Raw genomic sequence first — 25527 nt, forward strand, 5'->3', positions numbered from 1 at the left:
TCCTGGGGTCGGGGTCAGCCGGGGTCGTCAGTTGCAGCTCGTCAGACGTTGGCCTTGGCGAAGATTGTGCCCGGTCGCATGTAAACGGCCCATGTCAGTCCTGCAAAGCCGATGTAAGCCGCCGCGAAGCACCAGAAGGCGACGTCGAATCCGCCGGTGGAGTTGTGGGAGAAGTTGAGGATCTGCGGGATGGCGAAGCCGCCGTAGCCGCCGACGGCGCCGATCAGGCCCAGCGCCGCCGAGGCCTTCCGCTCATGGCCGACTCGGTCGTCGGCGCTGACGGAGAGCTTGAAGACCAGCGGGATCATCCGGTAGCTGGAGCCGTTGGCGATGCCGGTGAGCGTGAACAGGGTCAGGAACAGCAGCAGGTAGATCCAGAAGCTGGCCATCGGCAGGGTGAGCACCACCAGGGCGGTGACGCCGGCCATGAGGATGAAGCACAGGGCGGTGATGCGGGCGCCGCCGATGCGGTCGGCGAGCTTGCCGCCGTAGGGACGGGCCAGGGAGCCGACCAGCGGGCCCATGAAGGCGAGGGACAGCGCGGCGCCGAGGACCTGGAAGCTGGAGAACTCCGGGAAGGTCATGTTGATCAGCGTGGGGAAGACGGAGCCGAAGCCCATGAACGAGCCGAAGGTCCCGATGTAGAGGACCGCGATGATCCACAGGTGCTTCTCCTTCAGCGTCGACAGGGACCCCTTGAGGTCGTTCTTCGCGTGGGAGAGGTTGTGCATGTACTTCCAGGCGCCCCAGGTGGCCAGCAGGATGAACGGGATCCAGAAGATCCCCGCCATGGGCAGGTTCGGCTGGAAGGTGCCGAAGGCGAAGGCGGTCACCACGATCGGCACGGTGAACTGGGCGACGGCGACACCGAGGTTCCCGCCCGCGGCGTTGACGCCCAGTGCCGCACCCTTCTCCTTGGCCGGGTAGAAGAAGGTGATGTTGGCCATCGAGCTGGCGAAGTTCCCGCCGCCGAATCCGGCGGCTGCCGCGATCGCGAACAGGACCCAGGTGGGGGTGTCGGGGTTGCCGAGGCTGAAGGCCATGGCGAGGGTCGGGATCAGCAGCAGCAGGGAGGACACGATGGTCCAGTTGCGTCCGCCGAACATCGCGACGGTGAAGCTGTAGGGGACGCGCAGGGTGGCGCCCACCAGCGGAGGCAGGGACACCAGCCAGAACTGCTGGGAGGTGGTGAGGTCGAAGCCCACCTGGGGGAGGAAGACCACGGTGACGGACCACAGCTGCCAGACGGCGAAGCCCAGGAACTCGCAGAATACGGACCAGATGAGGTTGATCCGGGCGGTCACCCGTCCTGGTCCCTCCCAGAAGCGGGAGTTCTCAGGCTGCCAGTTGGTGATCCAGCGGCCGCGTTCCACGACCAGACGGTCTTCGGGGGCCTGGCCGACCTCGGCAGGCGGGGCGGCGTGGTGCTGCTCGGTGTCAGTGAGGGGTCCGGTGCTGTAGGGCTGCGGGGTCATGGTGTCCTGCTCTCCTCCGCTCGACGGCGGGCACGTGGTGGAACCTGGGCTGGCGTGTGAGGCGGGGCCTCATGGTGGGCTCTACGATTCCAACCCGGTGTTTCGCCGTGGGCATCGCAGAGTTTCGGCAAGGAAAGACCAGCCTCAGCACCAGGCCGTCCGGTGGTGAGGTGCCGGATGGCCGCGGTCCGCCGTCGTCCCGGGGCGTCGTCGTCGGGTGCGGTGCGCGGGTCGCGCCGAGGCGCGGCATCTCCCGGTCTGCCGCCGGCGTTGCTACTGTCGGGGCAACGGGCCGGTGCCAGGGCCGAGGGGGCTCACACGGGTGCGTCGCAGGTTGAGTGACGGGACGGAAGGACGGACTCATGAGCGGACATGGGGTGGACCGACGAGCGCTGGCCGCTGCGGTGACGGCGGGCGTCCGCCGCGCACCGGAGGACAGGGGAGAGCTGACCGAGGATGAGCCGAGGGGAGACCGACGGTCGCCGACGGCGCGGCTGCGGGCGGCCGGGCTGCTCTCGGCGGCGATGCTGCTGCTCAGCGGCTGCGTGAGCCTGGGGGATGAACAGGCGACCGACGCCGAGCCCGACGACCAGGAGACCGTGGATGAGGACGGAGACACCGACGGAGACACCGACGGAGACACCGGGTCCGACGACACTGAGGACCGCGACGCCGAGGACGATGACTCCGACGATGATGAGGCTGACGACGAGGAAGACGACTCGCTCGGCCCGGACCTGGACCGCGAGGGCGAGGACGACGAGGACGACGAGGACGAGGACGTCGGGGAGGGCCCGGCCATCGAGCAGGACATCCTCGCCGGGTACCTCGACCCCGATGACCTGCCGGACGGCTGGCTCTATCAGGAGGGCCCCACGCCGTATCTGACCGAGATCGAGCCGGGCGAGGAGCGCATCCGGTACGACTTCTCGCTGGACTGGACCGGCTACGACCTCGATGAGGACTGCGAGGACGCGCTCGCGGACATCGATGACCTCTCCACCAGCGCGTCAGGATCCGGGGAGGCGGTCATCTACGACGACGCCTTCGGGGTGGTGGAGATGGACGTGTTCACCACGGACCGGAGCCTTGACCTCATGGGCCCCTACAGCGCCCTGGCGGACGCCTGTTCGGAGCTGGTGTACGAGGACGGGGATGAGGCCATGCTGGAGCCTTGGGACGATGACGACATCGGCGGGTTCTGGGCCGAGGAGGTCATCTCGGGACACGAGATCTCCACCGGGCTGGCCGTCTGGGACGGCGACGGCGTCCACCTGTACATGTTCGTCGAAGGCATCGACGACAAGGAGCTCATCGAAGAGTTCCTCGTGGACCAGATCGCCTCGTTCGAGGAGATCGACTTCCGCTGACCTACCCGCTCGGAGGTGACGCCTGGTAGCCTCTGGGCTCACCAGATCGGTGTGCCGGAAGGGAGAGCCGGCTCGATCTTTCTCACAGACCTGTGACGACGACGGAAGAGGACTCTCCCCATGACCCCCACGACTCGGTTCACCGACGGCTCGACGGAGCCACAGCTGCTCGACCAGACGACCTCTCCGACGAGGAACTGGTGGAACGGTACGGAGAGCCTCCCGAGACTGAGCAGCATCTCCGGGAGGCCGCCCTGGACGACGATGAGCTTCCAGAAGGCTGGACGTACTCAGAGGGTCCCACGGCATACCTGAGCGAGGACCGACGGCGAGGGGACTCCACTCCTCTGGACTTCGAGATCTCTGCGGAGGACGCGGCCACGGGAGCCGACTGTGACGAGGCGATGGCAGAGCTGCGCCGGCTGCTCGTGATCAGCACGGGGCTCGTGGAGTCGACCTTCCACATTCCTGGTGAGGAGGACGGGATGGCTCATATCAAGCTGTTCACCGCGGAAGGCGACGACGACGTCGCCGCGTTCCACGCTGACCTCCCCGATGCCTGCCCCACGGTGGAGGGAGACGACGGACTCGTCGTCGAGATGCAACCCTGGGACGATCCGGATGTCGGGGGGGATTCTGGTATTCCACCGAGTATGAGGGGATGACCGGCACCGCCGGGGTCGCGGCCTGGGACGGCGACGGTGTCCATCTCTACGCGCGCTTTGTCCAGGAGGGCGACGAACAGGCCCTCGAGGAGCACCTGACCGCCCAGATCGACGCGTTGGAGGAGATCGACTTCCGCTGAGGTGAAGCGGCCGGCAGACGTCAGGCGCTCGCCGGGGCGAAGCTGCGGCGGCGGGTCAGCAGCAGCACGCCCAGCAGAGCGGCCGGCAGCAGCCAGCCGGACCAGCCCTGCAGGGTGGCTTGCCGGAAGTCGAGCTGTTCGCCGAAGGAGGTGAACCAGTAGGCCAGGATCGTCGCCGCGGTGATCATCGACTGGGCGAATGCAGCCGGCCAGACCGATCCTGAGCGCATGCGCAGCCAGGCCAGGACTCCGCCGATGATGATGCAGAAGACGATCATCAGCCCCATGGCCTGGAAGACGTCGGCCTGGTCGTAGAAGAAGCCGACGGCCAGCAGCGGCGCATACCAGAGTCCGTTGGCCGCCCCGGTGATCAGCACCGCGCGAGTGGTGCCCCAGCGCAGCTGCGCCCGGGGGAAGAACCAGCCGCGCCAGCCGATCTCCGCGCCCACATGGAGGAAGACGAAGCCGAGGGCGGCGGCGAAGATGATCCCGGCCTCGACCATCAGGCCGGTGGCGATGAATTCGGTGGGGTCGTGGCCCAGACGCTGGCCCAGGTCCTGGACGAAGACCGGCATGGACGGGTCGAAGGCGTAGACCCCCAGCAGGCCGCCGATCGGCAGAGCGGCCATGCTGAACGCGAAGAACAGCAGGAGGCCCAGCACCGACCAGCTGATCAGTCGAGACACCGGGCGCAGCGGTGTGATGCCGAGCGCGTCGGTCACCGTCTGCGGCCGCAGCCGAGTGGTGATCTCGACGTCGGCCGCTGAGTCGTGCTCAGCGTCGGCGTCGGGCTCGGACTCACGCGTCCGCGCCAAGTGGCCGTAGAGCACCTGGGCGGGCTGGCGCCGTTCCATCACGTGGACGGCCACGGCTGCCAGTGCGGGGCTGAGCATGAACAGGTTGAAGAAGATGTCCAGCGGTGCGGCGTGCCGGTCCGGCGCCTCCATCAGCACCAGGGGCAAGCCGATGAGCCAACCCAGGGCCAGAGCCAGGATCAGATAGGTGCTCATGATCACCAGCGGGGTCCGCGGAGTGGCCGGGGCGGTGCGTACAGGCACGCCGTCGGAGGGCTCCTGGGCTGCCGGTCGGGTGTCAGGGGAGTGTTGCGACATGGGAGGCCTCACTGGTCTCACGGTCAGGGGAAGGTCCGGTCCAGCCCCCGATGATACGGGGTCTGGCTTGACGTCCTGACCGAGACGCAGAAGGCCTGCGCGGCCGCGCCCGGGAGTCCGAGCGCGGCCGCGACGCACTTCACTGCGCTGGGCGACGAGCGATGAAGAACAGGCGACAGAACGGCAGGACCGTGCCGAGCGAGGTCTGCGGGTACGCCTCGCGCAGAGCTGCCTTGTACTCCTCGGTGAACCGGCTCAGCTCGGGCTCCGGGAGGGCCTGGAGCACCGGGCGCGCGGCCGCCGCGGAGATCCACTGGAAGACCGGGTCCTCGCCCTGCAGCACATGGTGGTAGCGGGTCTCCCAGGCCTCCACCTCCCAGCCGGGGCGGGCGACGTCGAGCATGTAGTCGGTCAGCGCGTGGGTCGGCTGGAGCAGGGAGTCCTGGTCGATATGGGCGGCATAGGGTTCGCGGGAGGCGAAGTCGGCCAGCAGCGAGTGGCTGGGTGCGCTGAAGTTCCCCGGGATCTGGACGGCCAGCGCCCCGCCGGGCGCCACCATGTCCAGGATGTGAGGCAGCACGTCCCGATGGTCGGGGAGCCACTGCAGGGCCGCGTTGGAGACCACCAGGTCCACCGGCTCGGGGACCTCCAGGTTCCGGATGTCCGAGCGGATGTAGCTGATGCGGTCGTCGTCGGTGGCCTCCCGGGCGCGGTCGAGCATCTCCGCGCTGGAGTCGACGCCGGTGATGGACGCGTGCGGCCACATGCCGCGCAGCACGGGCATGCCGTTTCCGGGGCCGCAGCCCAGGTCCAGGATGGTCCCCGCCTGGGGGAGGCGGACGCGCTGGAGGAGGTCGATGAAGGGCTGCGTGCGCTCGGACGCGTAGGTCAGATACGCACCCGGGTTCCACTGGGTACTGGGCATGGCTGTCATTCTATGGACGCTGGTCAGCGGAACCGAGGGGCCGGGACACATTCCGACACCTGGTGGGTCGCCGCGCTCGCCGGCGGTGGGACGCGCCGTCACCTCGCCGTCACAAACTGCGAACGGTTTGCATCTATTGCGAGCGATTCCTGATAATGATTCGCATGAATAGGAAAGCACTCACTCTCACCTCCCTGGCCATGGCTTCGGCTCTGGTCCTGTCCGCCTGCGGCGATGAAGGCGCCGCCACCAGCGACGAGGAGGAGCTGGACACCGCCGCGCAGACCGAGGAGACGGATGCCGGCGACGAGGACGGTGCGCAGGCGGAGGACTCCGAAGACGAGCGCGTCGAACCGTCTGACCGGGAGACCCATGAGGCCGGCGGGCCGACGACTCGTCTGGCCGTGACCCATGACGGCGGAGTCGCCGTGCTCGACGGGGCGACCTTGGAGGTTCTCGGCGACTTTGACGCGGAGGGCTTCGTGCGCGTCAACTCCGCCGGTGACGGGCGCCACTTCTTCCTCACCGAAGGTGAGACGTTCCGCCTGCTCGACGGCGGCACCTGGGGTGCTCCGCACGGCGATCACAACCACTACTACACGACCGATCCGCTGCTGACCGACATCACCGTCGATGGTCCTGAGCCAGGTCACGTCGTGGCCCACGACGGCGTCGGTGCCCTGTTCTTCGACGGCAACGGGGAGATCCACAGCTATGACCTGGGCAGCCTCGACGCCGAGTCGGAGATTGAGGCGGAGGTGGCCGAGACCGAGGAGGCGCACCACGGTGTCGCCGTGGTCAACGCTGACGGCTCTCGCTTCGAGACCCTGGCCGATCGCAGCGGTGCCCGTTTCCTGGACGCCGACGGCGAGGAGGTCGCCCGCAGCGAGGAGTGCCCGGGGGTCCACGGTGAGGCTGCGCTTCCGGACCACACCATCGCAGTGGGCTGCGAGGACGGTGTCCTGCTGTTCGACGGCGAGGAGTTCACCAAGGTCGAGGCCGGCGAGGACTTCGCGCGGATCGGCAACCTCTTCCCCCATGACGACTCTCCCGTGCTGCTGGGCGACTACCTGCTGGATGAGGACCGCGAGGAGCCGATGACGGAGGTGGCCCTGGTCAATTCCGAGACTGAGGAGATCGTGCTGGGCGACGTCGGTGCCGCCTACAACTTCCGCTCCCTGGCGCGTGGCCCCGAGGGTGAGGCGCTGGTCATCGCCGAGGACGGGCAGCTGCACGTCATCGACGAGGAGACCGGCGAGCACATCGACCACCTCCAGATCATGGACGAATGGACCGAGCCTGAGGAGTGGCAGGAACCGCGACCGGCCATCCGCGTGGTGGACGACATCGCCTACATCACCGAGCCCGATGCTCAGGCCATCCACATGGTGGACCTGAACGAGCTGGAGATCATCCACGAGGCCGAGCTGGACTTCGCACCGAACGAGATCGCCGCGGTGGACGGCCGCCCCGTGGAGGGTGTGTCCGACGACTTCGAGGGCGAGCACGCCGGTGACGAGGACGACGGAGACGAGGACGACCACGAGGGTCACGATCATGGCGACGAGGATCATGGCGACGAGGATGACCACGACCACGACCACGATGACGATGGTCATGACGACCATGATCACGATGATGAGGACGATCACGACCACTGAGTCGGGCGTCCCTGATGGACTCGGGTGGTTCTGCCAGACCCGACACCGCTGACGGTGTCACGGACAGCGTCAGCGGACTCCTCCTGGCAGGTGCGAGATGGGGTGGCGCTGTCGCCGCCGGAGATTCTTGGGCGGATCTCCGGGCATGACGGCGCAGCGCATGACACCCCTGGCAAGGTAGGTGGGCGGCGGCCCGGTCACAGAGCATCAGCTCTGGGCCGGGCCGCCGTTCTGTCTGCAGGGTCCTGTCTGTCTGCAGGCTCCTGACAGCCCGTTTCGGCCAAGAGATCGTCTCTCAGTGACAGATCGTCGCCAGATTCAGGGACGATTTCTCAGGGGCGGACGATCCACGGGCGAGGAGCCGGGCGGTAGCCCGTCACGGACGCCAGTTCGGGAGGTCAGGGCGTGAGGCGGGCGACGACGTCGGCGGCGGGCTCCTCCCGGCAGGCATCGGTGCGGGTGCCTGCCCACAGGCTCAGGTGCTCAGCATCTCCGGCGGCTGCCGCGGCCGCACGCAGCGGGGCGGTCAGCTGGTTCACCTGCGGATAGCCGGTCACCGCGTGTCGGTCCATCTGGTCGATGAACCGGTTGCGCAGGCCCCGCGCCGGCCGGCCGGAGAACGCCCGGGTCACCACGGTCTCCCGGCGTGCCGGATCCAGCACCGCTTCCCGGTGGGGCGCGCGGGTGCCGGCCTCGGACGCTGTAAGGAACTGGGTCCCCACCTGCACGGCCTGCGCTCCGGCGTCACACAGGGCGGCCACGTCCTCGGCCGTCCCGACCCCTCCGGCCCCGATCAGCGACAGACTCGCCGAACCGCCGTCGCCGTCATCTCCGTCGCGGCGGCCCTCCAGCGCACCGCGCACCGTGCGCAGCAGGTCGGCCGTGTCGATCGGGTCGGGATCGTCGCGCATGTCCAGCACCGAGCGGTGTCCGCCCGCCTGCTGCCCCTGCACCACCAGGCCATCGGGCCGCAGCTGCGCAGCACGCAGCGCACCGGGCCGGTCGGCCACGGTGATCACGACGGCGGAGCCGACCTCCTGCAGTCGGCGCACCACCTCCGCCGCCGGGAGGCCGAAGGTGAAGGAGACGACGGCGACCGGCCGGGAGACCAGCAGCTCCACCTTGGCGGGGAAGTCGTCATCCGACCATGCGGGAACCTCAGGAACCTCCGCGCCTAGGGCATCCGCCACCGGGCGCAGGGCGGCTCGGTACCCCTCCAGTGCGGCGGCCTCGGCGGTGTCCGGGTCGGGTACGAACAGGTTCACGCCCACCGGCAGAGGCGCGACCGGCAGAGGCTCGACCGGCAGGGCCCCGTCCGGCGGTGCAGGGGAGCTCAGGAGCTCCCTGGTGTCGTCCAGTTGGGCGGCCAGCGCGGCGGCAGAGAGGTTGCCGCCGGCCAGCTGTCCGAAGGCGCCGGTGCAGTGCACCGCGGCGGCCAGCGCCGGCGTCGCCGGACCGCCGGCCATCGGGGCCTGGAGGATGGGGGAGCGCAGCTGGCTCAGCAGCCGCTGAAGTCGGGTGCTCATGCCGCCGAGGCTACCCCTGGTCAGCGCCGGTCCACAGCAGATGACTCCCGGCCCCGCCGTCTCCGGTGGGAGGCGAGGGACGCCCACCAGGCGCCCAGGATGATCACCGCGCAGCCGGTCAGCTGGATCGGTGACGGCGTCTCTCGCAGCAGCACTGACGACAGCCCCAGGGCGAACACTCCGGGGAGCAGCAGCAGAGTGGAGGTCGCGGTCTCCGAGATGCCGGTCATGCCCACGTTGAGGCACCAGAACACGACCACTTGGCCCACGAACGCCAGGGCCAGCAGCTGGCCCCACGTGCCAGGTTCGGCGGGCCAGTGGGCGCCTCCGGTGATCACGGCACCGACTCCGGCCGCGGCGCCGGCTGAGAGGCACACCAGGGCGAGGACCGTGAACGGTGCGGGTTTGGTGGTCGCCGGTGCCGTCCGACGGATGACCGCCAGGTAGATCGCATAGGCGGTGCCGGCGGCCAGTCCGGCCAGCACTCCGCCCAGCTGGACCCCGCCGACGTCGAAGGTTCCGGCGGTCATCGCCACTCCGGTGAGCATCAGCGGGATGATCGCCGCCAGCTGCGGAATGGGCCGTGCGCGCTCCACCAGCCAGGCGATCAGGGGCAGGGCGACGAGTTGGATGTTGAGCAGCACGGTGGCGATGCCGGGACCCACCAGACCGATGGAGGTGTTCCAGAAGCTGTAGTCGATCCCCAGGGCGAGTCCGGCGACGAGTGCGCCGACCACGGTGCGAAGGGGCAGAGAGGCGGTGCGGTCCACACGGCGCAGCTCCCACAGCGCCAGGGGCAGCAGCATCGGGACTGCGAGGAGGCATCGCAGGGAGGCGATGACCAGGGGGTCTGCCGCGATGGTGGAGATCAGCAGTGAGGTGCCGCCGAGGGCGAAGGTCCCGGCCAGGAGGAGCAGCGTGCCCTTCAGCGGAGTCACCATGCGGTCAGTGTGGCACACCGGTGCCGGTGCGCTTGAGCGCTGTGACGGGGGAGCGGCTCGTCAGGACTTGACCAGGCGTCGGATGGCGTCGGAGGCTTCCTTGAGCTTCTCCTCGCCGTCGGCGCCTCCCTCGGCCACGGCGCCGGCGACGCAATGCTTCAGGTGGTCGTCCAGCAGGGCCAGGCCCACGTTCTCCAGGGCGGAGGTCATGGCGCTGATCTGGGTGAGGATGTCGATGCAGTAGGTGTCGTCCTCGATCATCCGGTGGATGCCTCGAGCCTGTCCTTCGATACGGCGCAGTCGCGAGAGGTATCGGGACTTGTCGGACATGTATCCGTGATGGGTATGTTCGGCGTGCTCGCGGGGTTCGGGAGTCGCCGTGCTGTCGGTGCTTGCCGTGCCCTCGCTGGGGTCGGCCGTCGTCGTCTCGCTCATCGGTCATGGCCTCCTTATGTGACGAAGTGTACTGGAGAGGGGTATACAAGTGTACCCCCTAGGGGTATAGTTGTCGGCATCAGATGATCACTCACGTCACGGAGGAGCACCATGGCCACCACCCTGCAGTACACCGTCACCGGCATGACCTGCTCGCACTGCGAGAGCGCCGTCCGGCAGGAGGTCGAGGCCCTCGACGGCGTACAGGGCGTCGAGGTCAGCGTGGCCAGCGGCACGCTGCGCCTCGCGGCTGAGGACCCGGTCTCCGACGACGCCGTCATCGCCGCCGTGAACGAGGCCGGGTACGAGGCGGTGCGCGCCTCATGACCGATGTCTTCGGATCTGCGCGCACTGCGCCGCCGCACAGGGCTGAGAGCTCCGGCGGCGTCGAGCGACTGGAGCTGGAGATCGGCGGGATGACCTGCGCCTCCTGCGCGAACCGCGTGGAGAAGCGCCTCAACCGGCTCGACGGCGTCACCGCCTCGGTCAACTACGCCACGGAGAAGGCCTGGATCAGCGGTGAGAACGTCGAAGACCGCCAGGAGTTCGTCCAGGCTCTCATCGCCGCCGTCGAGAAGACCGGCTACACCGCTGAGCTTCCTGAGGAGGATGAGTCGGAGGAGGACGAGCGCGCCGACCGCGAGCTCCGCGGGCTGAAGCGTCGCCTGGTGATCGCCGCCGTGCTCAGTGCGCCCGTGGTGGTCTGGGCGATGGTCCCGGTCACCCAGTTCGACGGCTGGGGCTGGGTCTCCCTGGTGTTGAGCCTGCCGGTGGTGCTCTGGGCAGGCTGGCCGTTCCACCGGGCCGCGGCCCTCAACGCGCGCCACGGCATGGCCACCATGGACACGCTCATCTCCTTGGGGACCTTGGCGGCGCTGATCTGGTCGCTCTACGCGCTGGTCTTCGGCACGGCCGGAGATCCCGGAATGCGCCACGAGTTCAGCCTCTTCCCCGAGCATGTGGACGGCGCGGCCAACATCTATCTGGAAGTCGCCACCGCCGTGACCGCCTTCCTGCTGCTGGGCCGCTATCTGGAGAAGCGTTCCAAGCGGCAGGCCGGGGCCGCACTGCGCTCGCTGCTGCGCATCGGGGCCAAGGAGGTCTCCGTGCTGCGCGCAGCTCAGGAGGTCCGCATTCCGGTGGAGCAGCTCGCCGTCGGGGACGCGTTCGTCGTCCGACCCGGCGAGAAGGTCGCCACCGACGGGGAGATCGTCCGCGGCGTCTCGGCAGTGGACATGTCGATGCTCACCGGGGAGTCCATCCCCGTGGAGGTCTCACCGGGCAGCCCGGTGGCCGGAGCGACCGTCAACACCTCCGGGCGTCTCGTGGTGCGGGCCACCCGCATCGGAGCCGACACTCAGCTGGCCCAGATGGCGCGCCTGGTGGAGGGGGCCCAGTCCGGGAAGGCTGAGGTGCAGCGGCTGGCGGACCGGATCTCCGGGATCTTCGTGCCGGTGGTGCTGGTGATCGCCGTGATCACCCTGCTGGCCTGGCTGCTGATCGGACACCCCGCCGAAGCCGGGTTCACCGCCGCCGTCGCCGTGCTGATCATCGCCTGCCCCTGTGCCCTGGGGCTGGCCACCCCGACCGCGCTGCTGGTCGGCACGGGCCGGGGTGCCCAGATGGGCATCCTCATCAAGGGGCCCGAGGTCCTGGAGTCCTCGCGGACCGTGGACACCGTGGTGCTGGACAAGACCGGCACGGTGACCACTGGCTCCATGCGGCTGACGGCGATCCACTCGATCGGCGCTCCGGAGACGGAGCCCGAGCCGGTGACCGACGCCGACCATCGGCTCCTTCGCCTGGCCGGCGCCCTGGAGTCCTACTCCGAGCATCCCATAGCCCGCGCCGTCACGGCCGCGGCCCGGGAGACCCACGGGGAGCGGGACGGCTCCCTGCCCGAGGTGGAGGGCTTCCGGAACCATGAGGGTCGCGGGGTCTCCGGCCAGGTCCAGGGGCGTGACGTCTGGGTCGGGCGGCGCAGCTTCCTCGCCGAGCAGGACGTGGACCTGCCGGACGAGGTCCTGGCGATGTGCCGCCGCGTCGAGCGCGAGGGGCGGACACCCGTGCTGGTCGCCGTCGACAGCGCCTTCGCCGGCGTGCTGATCGTCGCCGACGCCGTCAAGGAGACCTCAGCGGAGGCGGTCTCCCAGCTGAAGGAGCTGGGGCTGACTCCCGTCCTGCTGACCGGTGACAATACGGGGACCGCCGAGCGCGTGGCCGAGGAGGTCGGCATTGCTGAGGTCATCGCTGAGGCGCTGCCCGAGGACAAGGTCGACGCCGTGAAGCGTCTGCAGGGCAAGGGATGCACGGTGGCGATGGTCGGCGATGGTGTCAACGACGCCGCCGCCCTGGCGCAGGCGGATCTCGGGATCGCCATGGGAACCGGCACCGATGTGGCGATCGACGCCGCCGACATCACCATCATCCGGGGAGACCTGCGCAGTGTGGCCGACGCCGTGCGGCTCTCCCGGAAGACGTTCACCACGATCCGTTCGAATCTGTTCTGGGCGTTCCTGTACAACACGGCGGCGATCCCGCTGGCCGCGCTGGGCCTGCTGAACCCGATGCTCGCCGGGGCGGCGATGGTGCTCTCCTCGCTGTCCGTCGTCGGCAACAGCCTGCGGCTGCGCGGGTTCCGCGCGCGGGCCCGGTGAGCGGGCCCGGTGACAGCGGCGTCACAGTCGGTTTCGTCATTGCGAAGTTCGCTAAAGGGCGTCTACTGTGGTGAGGCGAACCTTCCCTGATGGCTCGATCGAGCGCATCGGGGTCGCCCCGACCTGTGGAGGATCCCATGAGCGCACAGCCGGTCGACGTCGCCGAGGCGACACCCGCCCGCCCGGAGATCCGTGCCGTGGAAGGCTCGGGCCGCAGCGCCACGGCGCCCACCGTGCCGACCGACGGGTCGACGGCTGAGGCTCGCCCGATCCCGGCGACCCGTGCGTTCCGGACCACGGTCGCCGACGTCGTACGGCTCAGTCCCCATTTCATCCGGGTGACGGTGACCGCTGAGGACCTCCGCCACTTCTACACCGGTGGGCTGGACCAGCGGATCAAGGTCTTCCTGCCCCGTGCCGACGGCGAGTATCCGGAGATCGGGCTCTTCGCCGACCCGGCCCCCACGATCATGGAGTGGTACCACCGCTGGCGCGAGCTCGACGACGCGGAGCGCAATCCCATCCGCACCTACACGGTGCGCGCGATCCGTCCGGAGCACCGCGAGATCGACATAGACTTCGTGGTCCACGGCACTGAGGGTCCGGCCTCCGCCTGGGTGAGCGCCGCCCGTCCCGGTGATGAGCTGATCGTCATCGGCCCGGACGGGCGCTCCGAGGAGGTCGGGGCCGGCATCGAATGGAACCCCGGCACCGCCCGGGACGTGCTGTTGGCCGGGGACGAGACCGCCGTGCCTGCCATGTGCGCGATCCTCGAGTCCCTGCCGGAAGGCATCACTGGTGAAGCGTACCTGGAGGTGCCTAGCAGCGAGGACGCCCTCGAGGTCACCACCCGCTGCGGTGTCACCGTCCACTGGCTCGGCCGCGACGGTGCGCCTCTGGGGGAGCGGCTCACCGCGGCCGTCGAGGACTGGGCGCGCCGCCGGGAGGAGATCTTCGCCGCCCGGCAGGTCGCCTGCGAGCCGGCGCGCGCCGCCGTCGGTGCCCCGGACACCGGCGAGCTGCCCGAGGTCAGCGAGGACGCCGTGCTCTGGGAGGTCGGCGACCCCGAGGGATTCCGGGAGTACGCGTGGCTGGCCGGAGAGGCCGGCGTCATCACCGGTCTGCGCCGCCACCTGGTCAAGGGCCTCGGCATGAGCCGCAAGCAGGTCTCCTTCATGGGGTACTGGAAGGCGGGCCGCGCCAGCGCCTGACCCGTCCCCCTGGCTCATCCCCCCGACCCGAGGCCGCCCCGGCATGGGACACTGGTGTCGATGTCGACTTCACCGAAGAACCCGGAGACGCCGCGCGCGGCCGCGGCGCAGCGCCCCGCCCGTGCCGACGATGCCCGCCCTCAGGTCCGGCCCAAGCCGGAGGGGTGGAAGCAGCCCATGGGTCCCGACGGGCGCCCGCAGCTGCAGTTCGCCCAGTCCGCACGTGTCACCCAGCCGCCCAAGCACCTGGCGGACATGAGCCTGGAGGAGCGCATCGCTCGCGCCAAGGAGCTGGGCTACCCGGGCTTCCGGGCCAAGCAGCTCTCCGTGCACTACTTCCAGCACTACACCTCGGACCCCGCAGAGATGACGGACCTGCCGGCGGCCACGCGGGAGGCGATGGTCTCCGAGTTCCTGCCGCCGCTGCTGACCGAGGTCCGTCGGCTGCGCACCGACGACGGCGCCACCATCAAGTTCCTCTGGCGGCTCTTCGACGGCGCCCTGGTGGAGTCGGTGCTGATGCGGTACCGGAACCGCATCACCCTGTGCATCTCCTCCCAGTGCGGCTGCGGGATGAACTGCCCCTTCTGCGCCACCGGCCAGAACGGGCTCACCCGCAATATGTCCGCCGCGGAGATCGTGGACCAGATCGTCCAGGCGAACCGGGCCATCGCCGCCGGAGAACTCGACGCCCCCAGTGCGGCGGAGATCGCCGAGGAGCGGGACCACGCCGGCCTCGGCGAGGAGACCGACTTCGCCGAGGAGGGGCCTGAGCCTGCCGCGGGCGGGACGCAGCGCACCGGTCCGCAGCGGGTCTCCAACATCGTCTTCATGGGCATGGGTGAGCCGCTGGCGAACTACAAGCGGGTGATGAACGCGGTGCACCGGATGATCGATGACGCCCCCGAGGGCCTGGGGATGAGCGCCCGGGGCATCACCATCTCCACCGTCGGCCTGGTGCCGGCGATCCGGAAGCTGGCCGATGAGGACCTGCCGATCACGTTCGCCCTGAGCCTCCACGCCCCCGACGACGAGCTGCGCGACGAGCTCATCCCGGTGAACTCGCGCTGGAAGGCCGACGAGGCGATCGATGCCGCGTACTACTACTACGAGACCACCGGCCGGCGGGTCTCCATCGAGTATGCGCTCATCAAGGACATGAACGACCACGGCTGGCGCGCGGACCTGCTGGCGGACAAGCTCAACGCCCGCGGGCGGGGATGGGTGCACGTGAACCCGATCCCGCTGAACCCCACCCCGGGCTCCATCTGGACGTCCTCCGAGCCGGAGGTCATGCAGGAGTTCATCGCACGGCTCGAGGCCAAGGGTGTGCCCACCACGCTGCGGGACACCCGCGGCAAGGAGATCGACGGCGCCTGCGGCCAGCTCGCCGCCGCCGAGGACTGAGCACGCACCGCTTCACCGCGGCTGCGGCCGATAGGCTGGCGGGCATGAAACCGTCGCAGCGCTCCGAGGTCCCCGGCTTTCAGGTGATGAGCATCCTCGCTCAGATCGATGCCCTGCGCGCGCAGGGCCGCGACGTCGTCTCGCTGACCGCCGGCGAGCCAGGCTCGGGCGCTCCTCCGGCGGTCAATCGCGCCGCCGCGGAGATCCACGCCCAGGGCATGGTGCTCAACTACAGCGCCGCGCTGGGGATCCGGCCGCTGCGGGAGGCCGTGGCCGCCCACTACGCCGACTGGTACGGCACGCAGGTCGACGTCGAGCGGGTGGCCATCACCACCGGGTCATCCGGGGCGTTCCTGCTGAGCTTCCTGGCGGCCTTCGACGCGGGCGACCGCGTGGCGCTCGCCCGGCCCGGCTATCCCGCCTACCGGAACATCCTGGCCAGCCTCGGCATCGAGGTGGTGGATCTGGGCTGCGGCCCTGCGGTCCGCTTCCAGCCCACCGTGGAGCTCCTGGAGCAGGCGGCGGCCGACGGCGGCCCGCTGTCCGGGCTCATCCTCGCGTCCCCGGCCAATCCCACCGGCACCATGATCGGCCGTGAGGAGCTCACCTCTCTGGTGGACTGGTGCCGGGAGCAGGACGTGCACCTGGTCAGCGATGAGATCTATCACGGCATCACCTATGGAGGGGCCGGTCCGGCCACCGGTCGCCCGTCTCCCGGGGTGAGCGCACTGGAACTGACCGACGACGCCGTCGTGGTGTCCTCGTTCTCCAAGTACTGGGGCATGCCCGGCTGGCGCCTGGGCTGGGCGGTCCTGCCGGAGCATCTGGTGGATCCGGTCGCGCGGCTGGCCGGCAACGTCTCCCTGTGTCCGCCGCACGGCTCCCAGTTGGCCGCCGTGGAGGCCTTCAGCTCGGAGTCGATGGATTTCGCCGGAGCACAGGTGGAGCAGTACGCCTCTGCCCGTCAGCTGGTGCTGGACCGGCTGTCGGAGCTCGGCTGGGGCCAGCTGGCGCCCGCCGACGGCGCGTTCTACGTCTACGCGCACATCGGCGAGCACCTGGCGGAGTTCGGGGACTCCCCGGCCTACTGCCAGGCGGTCCTGCAGCAGGCCGGGGTGGCGATCGTCCCCGGCACTGACTTCGATCCCGTGGCCGGTCACGAGTGGGTGCGCCTGTCCCTGGCACCGGGGCCGACCGCCGTCGCCGAGGGTCTCGACCGGATCGTGGCCTTCCACCGCGGCTGAGCCCAGGGGCGACCGACTGAACCCTGCGCTGACCGAGTCAGGGGGCCCGCCGCCAGAGGGCGGCCCACTGCTCAGCAGTCAGACGGCCGGGGGCAGCATCGCGACGCACTCCCGCAGCGCCCAACAGTGGGCCCACTTCGCGGCGTGACAGTCCGAGGCCGTGCTGCAGGATCTGCCCCATGCCGCGGCCCGGTCCGGTGAACGCCCGGTGGACGAAGGCCGCATACGCTCTCCGGTCCGTATGGGGGACCAGAGGACGCTCCCGCCGTGCGATGGTCAGCAGTCCGCCGTCCACGGCAGGGCGGGGTCGATACGCCGACGCGGGGATCCGTCCCTCCAACCTGAATGCGTAGTACGGGGCCCATTGGGCGGTCATCATGGTGGATCCCCCGACGCCGGCACGTCGGCGGGCGACCTCCCATTGGGTCATCAGCACGGCATCGGTCCAGCCGGGGGCATAGAGCAGCCGCCGCAGGATCGCCGTCGTCAGGTGAAAGGGGAGGTTGCCGACCACCACGTGGGGCTCCCGGGGGAGACGGTGGGTGAGGAAGTCCCCTTCGACCACCCGGGTGCGTCGGCCAGTGCACCGGTCCAGACGCCGGGCCGCGCGGGTGTCGATCTCCACTGCGGTGAGGGGGCGTCTCAGCGTCTGCAACGGCAGGGTCAGGGCGCCGTCTCCGGGGCCGATCTCCAGGATCGGGCCCTCGGTGCGGGCGACGAGCGCCACCACGGTCCGGATGGCGCGGGGGTCGATGAGGAAGTTCTGGCCGTGTTCGTGACGGCTGTGGGTATAGGTGTGCACAGTGATCTCCAGATCGCGCAGGGATCACGCTGGGCAGCACGAGGCGCCGCGCAGCGTGGTGGTCAGCTGCGGCGGCGGGAGAGCATCAGGGACTCGTCCTCGTCACCAGGGCAGGGCTGCCGACGGCGCGCGGGCGCGCAGGCAGGCAGAGGCCAGCGGTGGACTACGGGAAGAGACGGAGCTCGAGGGGCGCGTAGATCAGCGCCGAGCGCGGACGTGCCGCGACCACGCCTCGAGGTTCAGCTGCTCATCGCCGCTGAGCCCGTGCGGGGACGGGCCACGGCGATGATGTAGATGGCGTTGAAGGAACCCATGGGCATGAGGGTAGCAGAGGCCGGTCTGGGGCTGATCAGCCCTGGGAGGCGGTCTCGGCGGTGTTGAACATCCAGGTGACCCCGAACCGGTCCTTCAGCATGCCGAACCGGTCACCCCAGGGTGCGCGTTCCAGCGGCATGAGGACCTCGGAGTGCTCGCTCAGGTCGTTCCACCAGCGTTCGAGCTTTGTGTTCTCCGAGGCGTCGGGCTCGTTGACGCTGAGCGCGATGGTGCCCAGCCCGTTGCTCTCCATCCCGGGCGGCAGGTCGGAGGCCATCACGTGCAGGCCGCGGTCCACGAAGAGCGAACCGTGCATGATGCTGTCCTTGTTCTGGTCGTCGACCCCCATGCCTTCGCCGTAGGTGAGCATGCCCAGCTCTCCGCCGAACACGGCATGGTAGGTCTCGAGCGCCTCGCGGGCGGTGCCGGGGAGCTGCAGGTAGGGGGTCAGCGCGACAGCCATGATGGAGCCTTCCTCGCAGGGTCGGGGCCACTCGGGCCTCGAGTCACAGGTGGTGTGGGTCCGTACCGCGACGGCGGATGCCGAGGGACTCGGTCGGGTTCCCGCCGGCCGCGGAGGGGCCTGTGCCTGTCATCGTGCTCCGGTTCGCACGCGAGGGGAAGGGTCGCTCGCCCGGGGTTCGGGATTCCGCGCGTCACGACGTTCGTGACCATCGGCACGTGCCTCGCAAGGGATCCGCCTCCTAAGCTGAGGTATCCGTAGCTCGGCCCGTCGGAGAGGGTGCTGTGAGCATGTCGAGTCTGTTGCTGGGAGCGCCGCTGTTCGGCGCTGTCCTGTTCATCGCGGTCTTCGTGATCGACGGGGCCACACGGCCCGGCTACGATCCTCGCCGCCAACCCGTCAGCGCCCTCGCCCTGAGCTCTCGCGGCTGGGTCCAGACTGCCAACTTCCTCCAGCTCGGCAGCGCGCTCATCATCGGGGCCTCCGTGCTCATCCGACAGGCCCTCAGCGGCGTCTCTGGGTCAGACGTCCCCTGGGCAGGCCTGATCTGGGCGGGCGGCGTCGCGGTCCTGGGCCTCGCCGTGGTGGCCTCTGGGCTGTTCCGCATGGACTCCATGCGGGGATATCCGCCGGGCAGTCCCGCGGGCGACCCCGAGGTGCTGTCCCGGCGGCACCGGCGGCATGACCAGGCGGGCTCCGTGGTGTTCCTCGGGCTTCCGGTCGTGATGATCGGGGTGGTCGTGGTCCCTGGCCTGGATACGGCGGTACGGGTCGCCGCCGTCGTCGCGGGCCTGGCCACGGGGTGGCTGGCCGTGCGATTCGGGGAGCGATGGGAGCAGGACGCCGGGGATGCCGGTCTGTGGCAGCGGGCCCATCTGGTCCTCGGGCTGCCGAGCCTGGGAGCTGTGGTCCTGGCGGTGGCGTGACCCGCGCTCGTCAGTGTCGAGTCGCCGTCTCCGCAGCGCCGCCGGCGCGGGACTCCAGGCCCGCGATGATCAGGTCCAGACCGAGGTCGTACTCCGCCTCGACGTTCTCCACCGGTGGTTCGTCAGTGGCTGGGGGTGAGGCGGTGGACCCCGGTGAGTAGTCGCCGGCCTGATAGAGCGGAGCCACGTGGGGGTAGCGCTCTTCGGTGATGACCTCCTTGAGCATCGCGGCGCCCTCCTCGGTGACGGTCAGCTGGCCCTCCTGCGCCAGGGCGAGCTCCAGCTCGGTCATCGAGGCCACGTGCTGGGAGACCACGAGAATGATGCCGATCTTGTCGTCCCTGGTCAGGGGCAGGGACTCCAGAGCCTGGAGCCCGAGGTCGGCGAGGCGCATCTGGTTGGGCATCAGCACCGAGACCTGTCCCCGGGGAATCTCGCGGAGCCAGGGGTGCGCCCGCCAGGCCTCCCGGATCAGCGCGGCCCACTGCCGGAGCGCCTGGCGCCAGTCGGGATCGAGCGTGACCTTCTCAGAGAGCCGCGCGGCCGCATCACCCATGAGCTGCAGCATCTCCTCCTTGCCGGAGACATAGCGGTACAGCGACATCGTGGTGAATCCCAAGGACTTCGCCACGGCCTGCATCGTGACCGCGGCCAGGCCCTCCTCGTCGGCGATGCGGACCGCAGCGGCCACGATCCGCTCATGGCTCAGGCCGCGGCTCGGGCCGCGCTGCGGCGTCTCCTGCATGCCCCAGGCGACGGCGACCGCGCGGGGGAGGCCTGTCTCAGTGGTGTCGACCATGACGTGCATTCTCTCATCTGGACGAGTACTACCTGACATTGACTGTGCACGAACTACACTGTGTATGTCACACTCTATATATGACGTACACAGACAGTCGCGGCGCGGCCGCGCCGGAGGACGCCCCTCCGCTCATCCATGTCACCGGGCTGAGGAAGAGCCACGGACGCCATCGAGTCCTGGACGACCTCACCCTGTCACTGCCCCCGGGCGTCCACGCCCTGCTGGGTCCCAACGGCGCCGGCAAGACCACGTTCGTCTCGATCCTGTCCACCCTGATCCCCCGGGACTCAGGCGAGGTGCGGGTGCTCGGACTGGACCCCTGGGCCGATCGGCGGCAACTGCAGCGGCTGATCTCCCTGACCGGTCAGCATGCCGCGGTCGACGAGTCTCTCTCCGGGGAGGAGAACATGCAGCTCATGGGCCGCCTGTTCGGACTGTCCCGGTCCCGAGCCCGCGAGCGGTCCGAGGCGCTGCTGGCGAGGTTCGGCCTCACCGAGCACGCCCGCCGCCGGGTCGGCACGTACTCGGGAGGCATGCGCAGAAAGCTGGACATCGCCGTCGGGCTGATCCCCGAGCCGCGGCTGCTGTTCCTGGACGAGCCCACCACCGGGCTCGACACACGGAGCCGCCAGGCGCTCTGGGATGAGATCCAGGCCCTCGCCGACCAGGGCACCTCCGTGTTCCTGACCACCCAGTACCTCGAGGAGGCCGACGTCCTGGCCGATCAGGTCCTGGTGCTCCACGGCGGTCGGATCATCGCCAGTGGCACTGCCGAGGAGCTCAAGGCGCAGGTGGGCGGCTCCACCATCGAACTGCGCGACGACGCGGGGCACGTCTGTGAGGAGATCCCCACCGGGGGAGAGGTCGACGACGTCGCGCGGGTGCTGCACGGCGTCGCTGAGTCCCGCCCGGGCATGCGTGTCACGGTGCGTCGCCCCAGCCTGGACGAGGTCTTCCTCCAGCTCACGGGCGCCCCGCCCACCGATCAGATCACCGAGGAGGCCCTGTCATGACCAGTACGAGCACCGACGAGCTCGCCGGCGTCCGGCCCGCCCGTCAACACCAGGGCGCCGAGGGCGCCGAGATGCCGCAGACACCGACTCGGGTTCCCCCTGGGGCGCCCGGAGCCGGGCTGCTGACAGGCCTGGCGCAGTTCTCTCTGCGCAGTCTCCGTCATTCCTTCCGGGACGTGGAGTCCGTGCTGATGGCCGTGCTGCTGCCGGTCATGCTCATGCTGATCTTCACCTTCGTCATGGGGGAGGCCATGGCGATCGGGGACGGCAGCCGGGCCGACTACCTGGCCTTCGTGCTGCCGGCCATCGCGCTGACCGCCGCCGGATTCGGCGCCTCCCACACCGCCGTCGTCGTCAGCAACGACGTCACCACCGGCTTCATGGACCGGCTGCGGACCATGCCCTTCCCGGCGGTCACGGTGCTGCTGGGCCACACGGTGGCCTCCATGGTGCGCAACCTGCTGGCCACAGCCGTGCTGCTCGGGGTGGCCTTCGCCGTCGGCTTCCGCACGGATGCGGGCCTGCCCCAGCTGCTGGGAGCAGTGGGGCTCATCGCCCTGTGGATCCTGGCCATCACCTGCGTCTTCGCTCTGCTCGGACTGGTCTCCGGTTCGGCGGAGTCGGCGAACGGCTACGGGTTCATCCTGCTGTTCCTGCCCTATGTCTCCAGCGGCTTCGCTCCGGTGGAGACGATGCCCGGATGGCTGCAGGGCTTCGCACAGCACCAGCCGATGACACCCATCATCGATGCCGCCCGCGCCCTGATCACCGGGACGGAGGTTCCCTCGACCTGGTGGGCCGGCCCGCTCTGGTGCCTCGGTTTCGTGATCCTCGCGGTGTGGCTCACCGCGGTCGTGTTCCCGCGGCGCACCGGCCGCTGACGCCCATCAGTGCGACCGAGTTCGATCATGCGATCACGTTTCGTTGTCTCATGATCGAGCGGCGCGTAGCTTTCTTATGATCACTGTGTCGCACATCACTCTGAGGGGTGTCGAGAGCATCATGAGAACACGTCAGTCGCACCATCGGTCGCCGAGCATCCGCTCCGCGGCTCGACCCGCCGCCTGGACGGCCCTGCTGGGGCTGCTCTTGGGCCTGCTGGTCCCGCAGCCGGCAGCCGCCGACGGCGGGAACCTGGTCGCGAACTCGTCCTTCGAGTCCTTCGACGGGGACGGTCCCACTGACTGGGGCACCTGGAACCCCGCGGGTGAGGCCAGCTTCACCCAGGTGGAGGGCCGGGACGGCTCCGCAGCCGCCCAGATCCGCACGGAGACCACGGGAAGCCGCGGATTTCTGGTCCAGGGCATCACCTTCCCCGAGGGTACCGAGCACCTGGAGCTCTCCTTCTGGCAGGAGAAGTCGGAGATGGAGGGCACCGGCCGCGCCGCGCTGCGGGTCACTTTCGCCGGGCATGACGCTCAGTTCTTCGGCGAGGACGCCGCACCGAGCTGGCGTCAGATCCGCACGGTGCTCGAGGTGCCCGAGGGCGCCACCGAGCTGCGGATCGAGCCGATGGTCGACTTCCTCGCCGGAGAGATGCGCGTGGACGACGTCTTCATCGGAGTCAGCGACGGGGCCGTCCGCCACGTCGTCAACGGCGGGTTCGAGCAGTTCGAGGGCGACCTGCCCGACGACTGGACCAGCTGGAACCCCGCCGGAAGCGGCAGCATCACACGCGTCGAGGGGCGCACCGGCGACCACGCCGCGCGCATCACCACGGACACCACCGGCAGCCGACTGGCCCTGGTGCAGGACGTCGAGCTGCCCGCGGGCGGCGGACCCTACGAGTTGACGTTCCACTCGGACATCCCGGAGATCTCCGGATCGGGACGCGCCGGCATCCGCGCGGACGTGGTGGACGGGTCCGGCGGCTCGACCTTCCTGGGCAGAAGCACGCCCACCGACGGGTGGGAGCGCACCAGCGGCATCATCTCCGTGCCGGAGGACGCGACCACTGTGCGCCTGCACGTCTTCAACGACTCGGTGCAGGCGGTCATGGACGTCGACGACATCACTCTCACCGCCGCCGACTCCGATGCGACCCTCCACACCTCCGTCACCGGGACCGGGGACGTGGGCCTGAACTGGTCGGCCCCCGACGACGCCGAGGTCGCCGAGTTCGTCGTGCACCGCGCGGAGGGCGCCGAGGAGCCCGCCACTGACGGCGAGGACCGGCTGCGGCGCACTGACGGTGCGGTGACGCAGGCCGCCGACCCCGCCTGGACCGCCGGGGTCGAGTACACCTACGTGATCACCGGACATGACGCGGACGGCGAGGTCGTCTGGCAGAGCAGCTCCGCGACGACGACTGCACCGTCCCGGGATGCGACCGCCGCCGCCTACGTCTCCTCCGCATCCACCGAGGACGGCGTCCACCTCGGCTGGCGCGCCCCGGCGGACAGCTCCCTCCCGCTGTCCGTGGTAGGCGCGGAGGCCCCGCTCACCCAGGAGTCCGCGGCCTCCGCGCAGGCGCTGGCGCAGGACCTGGAGGCCTTCGGCGGCACTGGCGCGGACGGTGCCGCGCATGTGGGGCTCGTGGACGCCGAAGGCGTGCTGCTCGCCACCGCCGAGACGGCGAGCCTTGAGCACCCGCGCATCGGACTGGACGACGAGGTGCTGGCCAAGATCGACCGGATCATCGCCGAGCCCGGCACTCCCCAGGAACACTGGGAGATGATCCGGGCCCGTGTGGACGCCGGGATGGAGGACTTCGGCTCCTCAGCCGACCGCTACGCCCGGGAGGCGGCCTTCGTCTACCAGGTCACCCAGGACGAATCCTACGCGGACCGTGCGTTCGACGGGTTCGTCGCCGCCGCCGAGGCCACCCCCTTCGGCGAGGAGCAGGAGCTGAACACGGCCAACCCGGTCTCCCAGCTGGCGCTCACCTACGACTGGGCCTACCCGGCCTGGGACGAGGAGCAGCGGGCCCACGCCCTGGCGTACTTCGAGCGCACCAGTGCGTTCTTCGAGTTCGTGGAGCACCCCAACCTGACGCTGCCGGACAAGGCCAGCAACTGGGTCGGCGTCGTGTTCGGCGCCGAGCTGGCCCAGCACCTCGCCGTCCGCGGCGACGGCGACTACGGTCACCGCGCCGAGCGGATCGGGCAGGTCCTCGACCAGCTGACCAAGCACCTGGAGTCCGCCCACACCGACGAGGGCTGGTTCCAGGAGGGGCTCGAATACCTGGACTACACGAATATGATCTCCACGCCCGGCATCCTGGGTAGCTTCGACGCCGGTATCGATGCGCTGCGGGACCAGTGGCATCGCCCGGACACCACGGACCTGCTGATCCGCTCGATCTCCTTCCAGGAGTCTCCGAACGCGCGCCTGCAGTGGGGTGTGGCGAATGGCGACGGCGCGATCTCCTTCCCGCTCTACCTGCAGCGTGCCGAAGAGGGTGAGCTGGGCACCCTGGTGGAGATGTTCGAACGGACTCAGGGGCACCGGGCCGAGGAGGCCTGGTACTCCCCGGCGTTCGGGATCCAGGCGCTGATCGACTGGCCCGAGGAGCTGGCGGCCGAGGACGCCTATGACCCGGACCTTGTCCTGCCGGCCATCCTCGATGAGGAGGCCGGGGCCGCGACGTTCCGTAACCGTGTGGTGGATGAGAACGACGTCCTGGTGCAGCTGAACAACCGTAACCACAACCACCTCGGCTGGTCCGGCTTCGACACGTTCGGGATCTCGCTGATCAGCCACGACACAGTCTGGGCCTCCCAGCCGGGCCGGGATCAGCAGAATGCTGATGGCTACTCCCGTGTGCTGGTGGACGGCGATCCCACGCAGACCGTGGGAGAGGGCGTCACGCTGGACCAGGAGGCCTATGCCGGCCAGGGTGGCGGGCGCGTCCTCTTCGACGGCGCCGGCAACCTGGAGGTCGAGACGGCGACCCGCGAAGCGGTGGTCGACATGACCTCGCGCGGACAGGTCGACACCATTCTGGCGATCCACGACGTGCTGGGCGACGGCCAAGAGCGTGAATGGACCTGGCAGCTCGCTCCCCAGGATGGTGTGAGCATCGAGACGGAGGTCAGCGGCGAGGACCAGCTCTTCACGGTGAAGAACGGGCAGAACTGGCTGCGCGGCTGGGTCGTCGGCGGGGCCGAGGCCGAGATCACCACGGATGACGGCGTCCTTGCGGTCGCTCAGGCCGGGCAGGAGGCCGAGTTCAAGATCATCCTGGCCGTCGGTTCCGGAGAGGCTCCGGTCAAGGCTCAGATCAACGGCGACCGGGTGCGCCTGTGCGGCAAACTGTTCGACTTCTCGGATCTGAGCTCGTACTCGCCGTGCGCGAACGGCTCCGACACCTGCGGGGAGGACGGCTGACCGGTGCGGAAAGCTGAGGTCGACCGTGAGCGGCCCGAGGCGGGACGTCCCGCCTCGGGCCTGCGGCGTGTTAAGCGGCCGTCGGTATGCATGGGACATGCCGACAGA

General features: G+C 69.5%; 22 protein-coding genes. 13 read left to right on the forward strand and 9 right to left on the reverse strand.

Annotated features, from left to right (window positions below):
* Window positions 1–41 precede the first annotated feature (41 nt).
* On the reverse strand, window positions 42–1475 hold the full coding sequence (locus tag ABD658_RS11425; protein WP_344681373.1) for an MFS transporter: 1434 nt from the start codon (window positions 1473–1475) through the stop codon (window positions 42–44).
* Between the two features lie 362 nt (window positions 1476–1837).
* On the opposite strand from ABD658_RS11425, the gene ABD658_RS11430 reads away from it, so the two are divergent.
* From ABD658_RS11430 to ABD658_RS11440, 3 genes are all read left to right on the forward strand, one after another.
* The gene (locus tag ABD658_RS11430) at window positions 1838–2845 is read left to right on the forward strand and encodes a hypothetical protein (RefSeq protein WP_344681371.1); all 1008 of its coding nucleotides are present in this window, start codon (window positions 1838–1840) and stop codon (window positions 2843–2845) included.
* A 92-nt stretch (window positions 2846–2937) separates the two neighbouring features.
* Window positions 2938–3510, forward strand: a complete 573-nt coding sequence (locus tag ABD658_RS11435; RefSeq protein ID WP_344744583.1) for a hypothetical protein — start codon at window positions 2938–2940, stop codon at window positions 3508–3510.
* Complete coding sequence (locus tag ABD658_RS11440; RefSeq protein ID WP_344681367.1) at window positions 3507–3650, forward strand: hypothetical protein; 144 nt, start codon at window positions 3507–3509, stop codon at window positions 3648–3650. The genes ABD658_RS11435 and ABD658_RS11440 overlap by 4 nt, the downstream gene beginning before the upstream one ends.
* Before the next feature lie 20 nt (window positions 3651–3670).
* Here the strand turns inward: ABD658_RS11440 and ABD658_RS11445 are convergent, their stop codons facing one another.
* Together ABD658_RS11445 and ABD658_RS11450 are read right to left on the reverse strand one after the other, a co-directional pair.
* A complete protein-coding gene (locus ABD658_RS11445; RefSeq protein ID WP_344744585.1) occupies window positions 3671–4762 on the reverse strand; it encodes a CPBP family intramembrane glutamic endopeptidase in 1092 nt (363 codons plus the stop codon).
* 139 nt (window positions 4763–4901) lie between these two features.
* On the reverse strand, window positions 4902–5687 hold the full coding sequence (locus ABD658_RS11450) for a methyltransferase domain-containing protein (RefSeq protein WP_344681363.1): 786 nt from the start codon (window positions 5685–5687) through the stop codon (window positions 4902–4904).
* A gap of 164 nt (window positions 5688–5851) precedes the next feature.
* Between ABD658_RS11450 and ABD658_RS11455 the strand changes: the two genes are divergently transcribed.
* Window positions 5852–7348: a hypothetical protein gene (locus ABD658_RS11455; RefSeq protein ID WP_344681361.1), complete on the forward strand. Its 1497-nt coding sequence runs from the start codon at window positions 5852–5854 to the stop codon at window positions 7346–7348.
* 398 nt (window positions 7349–7746) lie between these two features.
* Here ABD658_RS11455 and ABD658_RS11460 read toward each other — a convergent pair whose 3' ends face one another.
* From ABD658_RS11460 to ABD658_RS11470, 3 genes are read right to left on the reverse strand one after another with little or no spacing between them, the layout of a single operon-like run.
* Complete coding sequence (locus tag ABD658_RS11460; RefSeq protein ID WP_344681359.1) at window positions 7747–8874, reverse strand: NAD(P)H-dependent flavin oxidoreductase; 1128 nt, start codon at window positions 8872–8874, stop codon at window positions 7747–7749.
* Between the two features lie 20 nt (window positions 8875–8894).
* Window positions 8895–9815, reverse strand: a complete 921-nt coding sequence (locus ABD658_RS11465) for a DMT family transporter (protein ID WP_344681357.1) — start codon at window positions 9813–9815, stop codon at window positions 8895–8897.
* Window positions 9816–9875: 60 nt separating this feature from the next.
* On the reverse strand, window positions 9876–10250 hold the full coding sequence (locus ABD658_RS11470) for a metal-sensitive transcriptional regulator (protein ID WP_425574509.1): 375 nt from the start codon (window positions 10248–10250) through the stop codon (window positions 9876–9878).
* A 111-nt stretch (window positions 10251–10361) separates the two neighbouring features.
* Here ABD658_RS11470 and ABD658_RS11475 point away from each other — a divergent pair, with 111 nt between their 5' ends.
* The 5 genes from ABD658_RS11475 (at window position 10362) to ABD658_RS11495 (ending at window position 16769) form a co-directional block, all read left to right on the forward strand.
* Window positions 10362–10577, forward strand: coding sequence for a heavy-metal-associated domain-containing protein (locus ABD658_RS11475; RefSeq protein WP_344681355.1), 216 nt, complete (start codon window positions 10362–10364; stop codon window positions 10575–10577).
* On the forward strand, window positions 10574–12907 hold the full coding sequence (locus ABD658_RS11480; protein WP_344681353.1) for a heavy metal translocating P-type ATPase: 2334 nt from the start codon (window positions 10574–10576) through the stop codon (window positions 12905–12907). The genes ABD658_RS11475 and ABD658_RS11480 overlap by 4 nt, the downstream gene beginning before the upstream one ends.
* Window positions 12908–13044: 137 nt before the next feature.
* The gene (locus ABD658_RS11485) at window positions 13045–14118 is read left to right on the forward strand and encodes a siderophore-interacting protein (protein ID WP_344681351.1); all 1074 of its coding nucleotides are present in this window, start codon (window positions 13045–13047) and stop codon (window positions 14116–14118) included.
* A gap of 60 nt (window positions 14119–14178) precedes the next feature.
* On the forward strand, window positions 14179–15525 hold the full coding sequence (gene rlmN, locus ABD658_RS11490; protein ID WP_344744590.1) for a 23S rRNA (adenine(2503)-C(2))-methyltransferase RlmN: 1347 nt from the start codon (window positions 14179–14181) through the stop codon (window positions 15523–15525).
* 44 nt (window positions 15526–15569) lie between these two features.
* Window positions 15570–16769, forward strand: coding sequence for a pyridoxal phosphate-dependent aminotransferase (locus tag ABD658_RS11495; protein WP_344681349.1), 1200 nt, complete (start codon window positions 15570–15572; stop codon window positions 16767–16769).
* Between the two features lie 37 nt (window positions 16770–16806).
* Here ABD658_RS11495 and erm read toward each other — a convergent pair whose 3' ends face one another.
* A complete protein-coding gene (gene erm / locus ABD658_RS11500) occupies window positions 16807–17571 on the reverse strand; it encodes a 23S ribosomal RNA methyltransferase Erm (RefSeq protein ID WP_344681347.1) in 765 nt (254 codons plus the stop codon).
* 349 nt (window positions 17572–17920) lie between these two features.
* Window positions 17921–18349 (reverse strand): VOC family protein, encoded by a 429-nt coding sequence (locus tag ABD658_RS11505; protein WP_070160340.1) that lies wholly within the window; start codon window positions 18347–18349, stop codon window positions 17921–17923.
* A gap of 290 nt (window positions 18350–18639) precedes the next feature.
* Between ABD658_RS11505 and ABD658_RS11510 the strand changes: the two genes are divergently transcribed.
* The gene (locus ABD658_RS11510) at window positions 18640–19275 is read left to right on the forward strand and encodes a DUF998 domain-containing protein (RefSeq protein WP_344681344.1); all 636 of its coding nucleotides are present in this window, start codon (window positions 18640–18642) and stop codon (window positions 19273–19275) included.
* A gap of 10 nt (window positions 19276–19285) precedes the next feature.
* Here the strand turns inward: ABD658_RS11510 and ABD658_RS11515 are convergent, their stop codons facing one another.
* Window positions 19286–20074 carry a TetR/AcrR family transcriptional regulator gene (locus tag ABD658_RS11515; protein ID WP_344681341.1) on the reverse strand — a complete coding sequence of 263 codons (789 nt, stop codon included), beginning with the start codon at window positions 20072–20074 and terminating at the stop codon, window positions 19286–19288.
* Between the two features lie 80 nt (window positions 20075–20154).
* Here ABD658_RS11515 and ABD658_RS11520 point away from each other — a divergent pair, with 80 nt between their 5' ends.
* From ABD658_RS11520 to ABD658_RS11530, 3 genes are all read left to right on the forward strand, one after another.
* Window positions 20155–21090 carry an ABC transporter ATP-binding protein gene (locus ABD658_RS11520; RefSeq protein WP_344681340.1) on the forward strand — a complete coding sequence of 312 codons (936 nt, stop codon included), beginning with the start codon at window positions 20155–20157 and terminating at the stop codon, window positions 21088–21090.
* Window positions 21087–21971: an ABC transporter permease gene (locus ABD658_RS11525; protein ID WP_344681339.1), complete on the forward strand. Its 885-nt coding sequence runs from the start codon at window positions 21087–21089 to the stop codon at window positions 21969–21971. The genes ABD658_RS11520 and ABD658_RS11525 overlap by 4 nt, the downstream gene beginning before the upstream one ends.
* A gap of 121 nt (window positions 21972–22092) precedes the next feature.
* On the forward strand, window positions 22093–25419 hold the full coding sequence (locus tag ABD658_RS11530; protein WP_344681338.1) for a hypothetical protein: 3327 nt from the start codon (window positions 22093–22095) through the stop codon (window positions 25417–25419).
* Window positions 25420–25527 lie beyond the last annotated feature (108 nt).

The organism is Nesterenkonia aethiopica, from assembly GCF_039534665.1.
GTDB classification, from domain to species: Bacteria; Actinomycetota; Actinomycetes; order Actinomycetales; family Micrococcaceae; genus Nesterenkonia; species Nesterenkonia aethiopica.

What these genes read in the sequence shown, in the direction of transcription:
- ABD658_RS11425 (WP_344681373.1), bottom strand. Translation starts at nt 1,475, where the DNA reads ATGACCCCGCAGCCCTACAGCACCGGACCCCTCACTGACACCGAGCAG.
- ABD658_RS11430 (WP_344681371.1), top strand. Translation starts at nt 1,838, where the DNA reads ATGAGCGGACATGGGGTGGACCGACGAGCGCTGGCCGCTGCGGTGACG.
- ABD658_RS11440 (WP_344681367.1), top strand. Translation starts at nt 3,507, where the DNA reads ATGACCGGCACCGCCGGGGTCGCGGCCTGGGACGGCGACGGTGTCCAT.
- ABD658_RS11445 (WP_344744585.1), bottom strand. Translation starts at nt 4,762, where the DNA reads ATGTCGCAACACTCCCCTGACACCCGACCGGCAGCCCAGGAGCCCTCC.
- ABD658_RS11450 (WP_344681363.1), bottom strand. Translation starts at nt 5,687, where the DNA reads ATGCCCAGTACCCAGTGGAACCCGGGTGCGTATCTGACCTACGCGTCC.
- ABD658_RS11455 (WP_344681361.1), top strand. Translation starts at nt 5,852, where the DNA reads ATGAATAGGAAAGCACTCACTCTCACCTCCCTGGCCATGGCTTCGGCT.
- ABD658_RS11460 (WP_344681359.1), bottom strand. Translation starts at nt 8,874, where the DNA reads ATGAGCACCCGACTTCAGCGGCTGCTGAGCCAGCTGCGCTCCCCCATC.
- ABD658_RS11465 (WP_344681357.1), bottom strand. Translation starts at nt 9,815, where the DNA reads ATGGTGACTCCGCTGAAGGGCACGCTGCTCCTCCTGGCCGGGACCTTC.
- ABD658_RS11470 (WP_425574509.1), bottom strand. Translation starts at nt 10,250, where the DNA reads ATGAGCGAGACGACGACGGCCGACCCCAGCGAGGGCACGGCAAGCACC.
- ABD658_RS11475 (WP_344681355.1), top strand. Translation starts at nt 10,362, where the DNA reads ATGGCCACCACCCTGCAGTACACCGTCACCGGCATGACCTGCTCGCAC.
- ABD658_RS11480 (WP_344681353.1), top strand. Translation starts at nt 10,574, where the DNA reads ATGACCGATGTCTTCGGATCTGCGCGCACTGCGCCGCCGCACAGGGCT.
- ABD658_RS11485 (WP_344681351.1), top strand. Translation starts at nt 13,045, where the DNA reads ATGAGCGCACAGCCGGTCGACGTCGCCGAGGCGACACCCGCCCGCCCG.
- rlmN (WP_344744590.1), top strand. Translation starts at nt 14,179, where the DNA reads ATGTCGACTTCACCGAAGAACCCGGAGACGCCGCGCGCGGCCGCGGCG.
- ABD658_RS11495 (WP_344681349.1), top strand. Translation starts at nt 15,570, where the DNA reads ATGAAACCGTCGCAGCGCTCCGAGGTCCCCGGCTTTCAGGTGATGAGC.
- ABD658_RS11505 (WP_070160340.1), bottom strand. Translation starts at nt 18,349, where the DNA reads ATGGCTGTCGCGCTGACCCCCTACCTGCAGCTCCCCGGCACCGCCCGC.
- ABD658_RS11510 (WP_344681344.1), top strand. Translation starts at nt 18,640, where the DNA reads ATGTCGAGTCTGTTGCTGGGAGCGCCGCTGTTCGGCGCTGTCCTGTTC.
- ABD658_RS11515 (WP_344681341.1), bottom strand. Translation starts at nt 20,074, where the DNA reads ATGGTCGACACCACTGAGACAGGCCTCCCCCGCGCGGTCGCCGTCGCC.
- ABD658_RS11520 (WP_344681340.1), top strand. Translation starts at nt 20,155, where the DNA reads ATGACGTACACAGACAGTCGCGGCGCGGCCGCGCCGGAGGACGCCCCT.
- ABD658_RS11525 (WP_344681339.1), top strand. Translation starts at nt 21,087, where the DNA reads ATGACCAGTACGAGCACCGACGAGCTCGCCGGCGTCCGGCCCGCCCGT.
- ABD658_RS11530 (WP_344681338.1), top strand. Translation starts at nt 22,093, where the DNA reads ATGAGAACACGTCAGTCGCACCATCGGTCGCCGAGCATCCGCTCCGCG.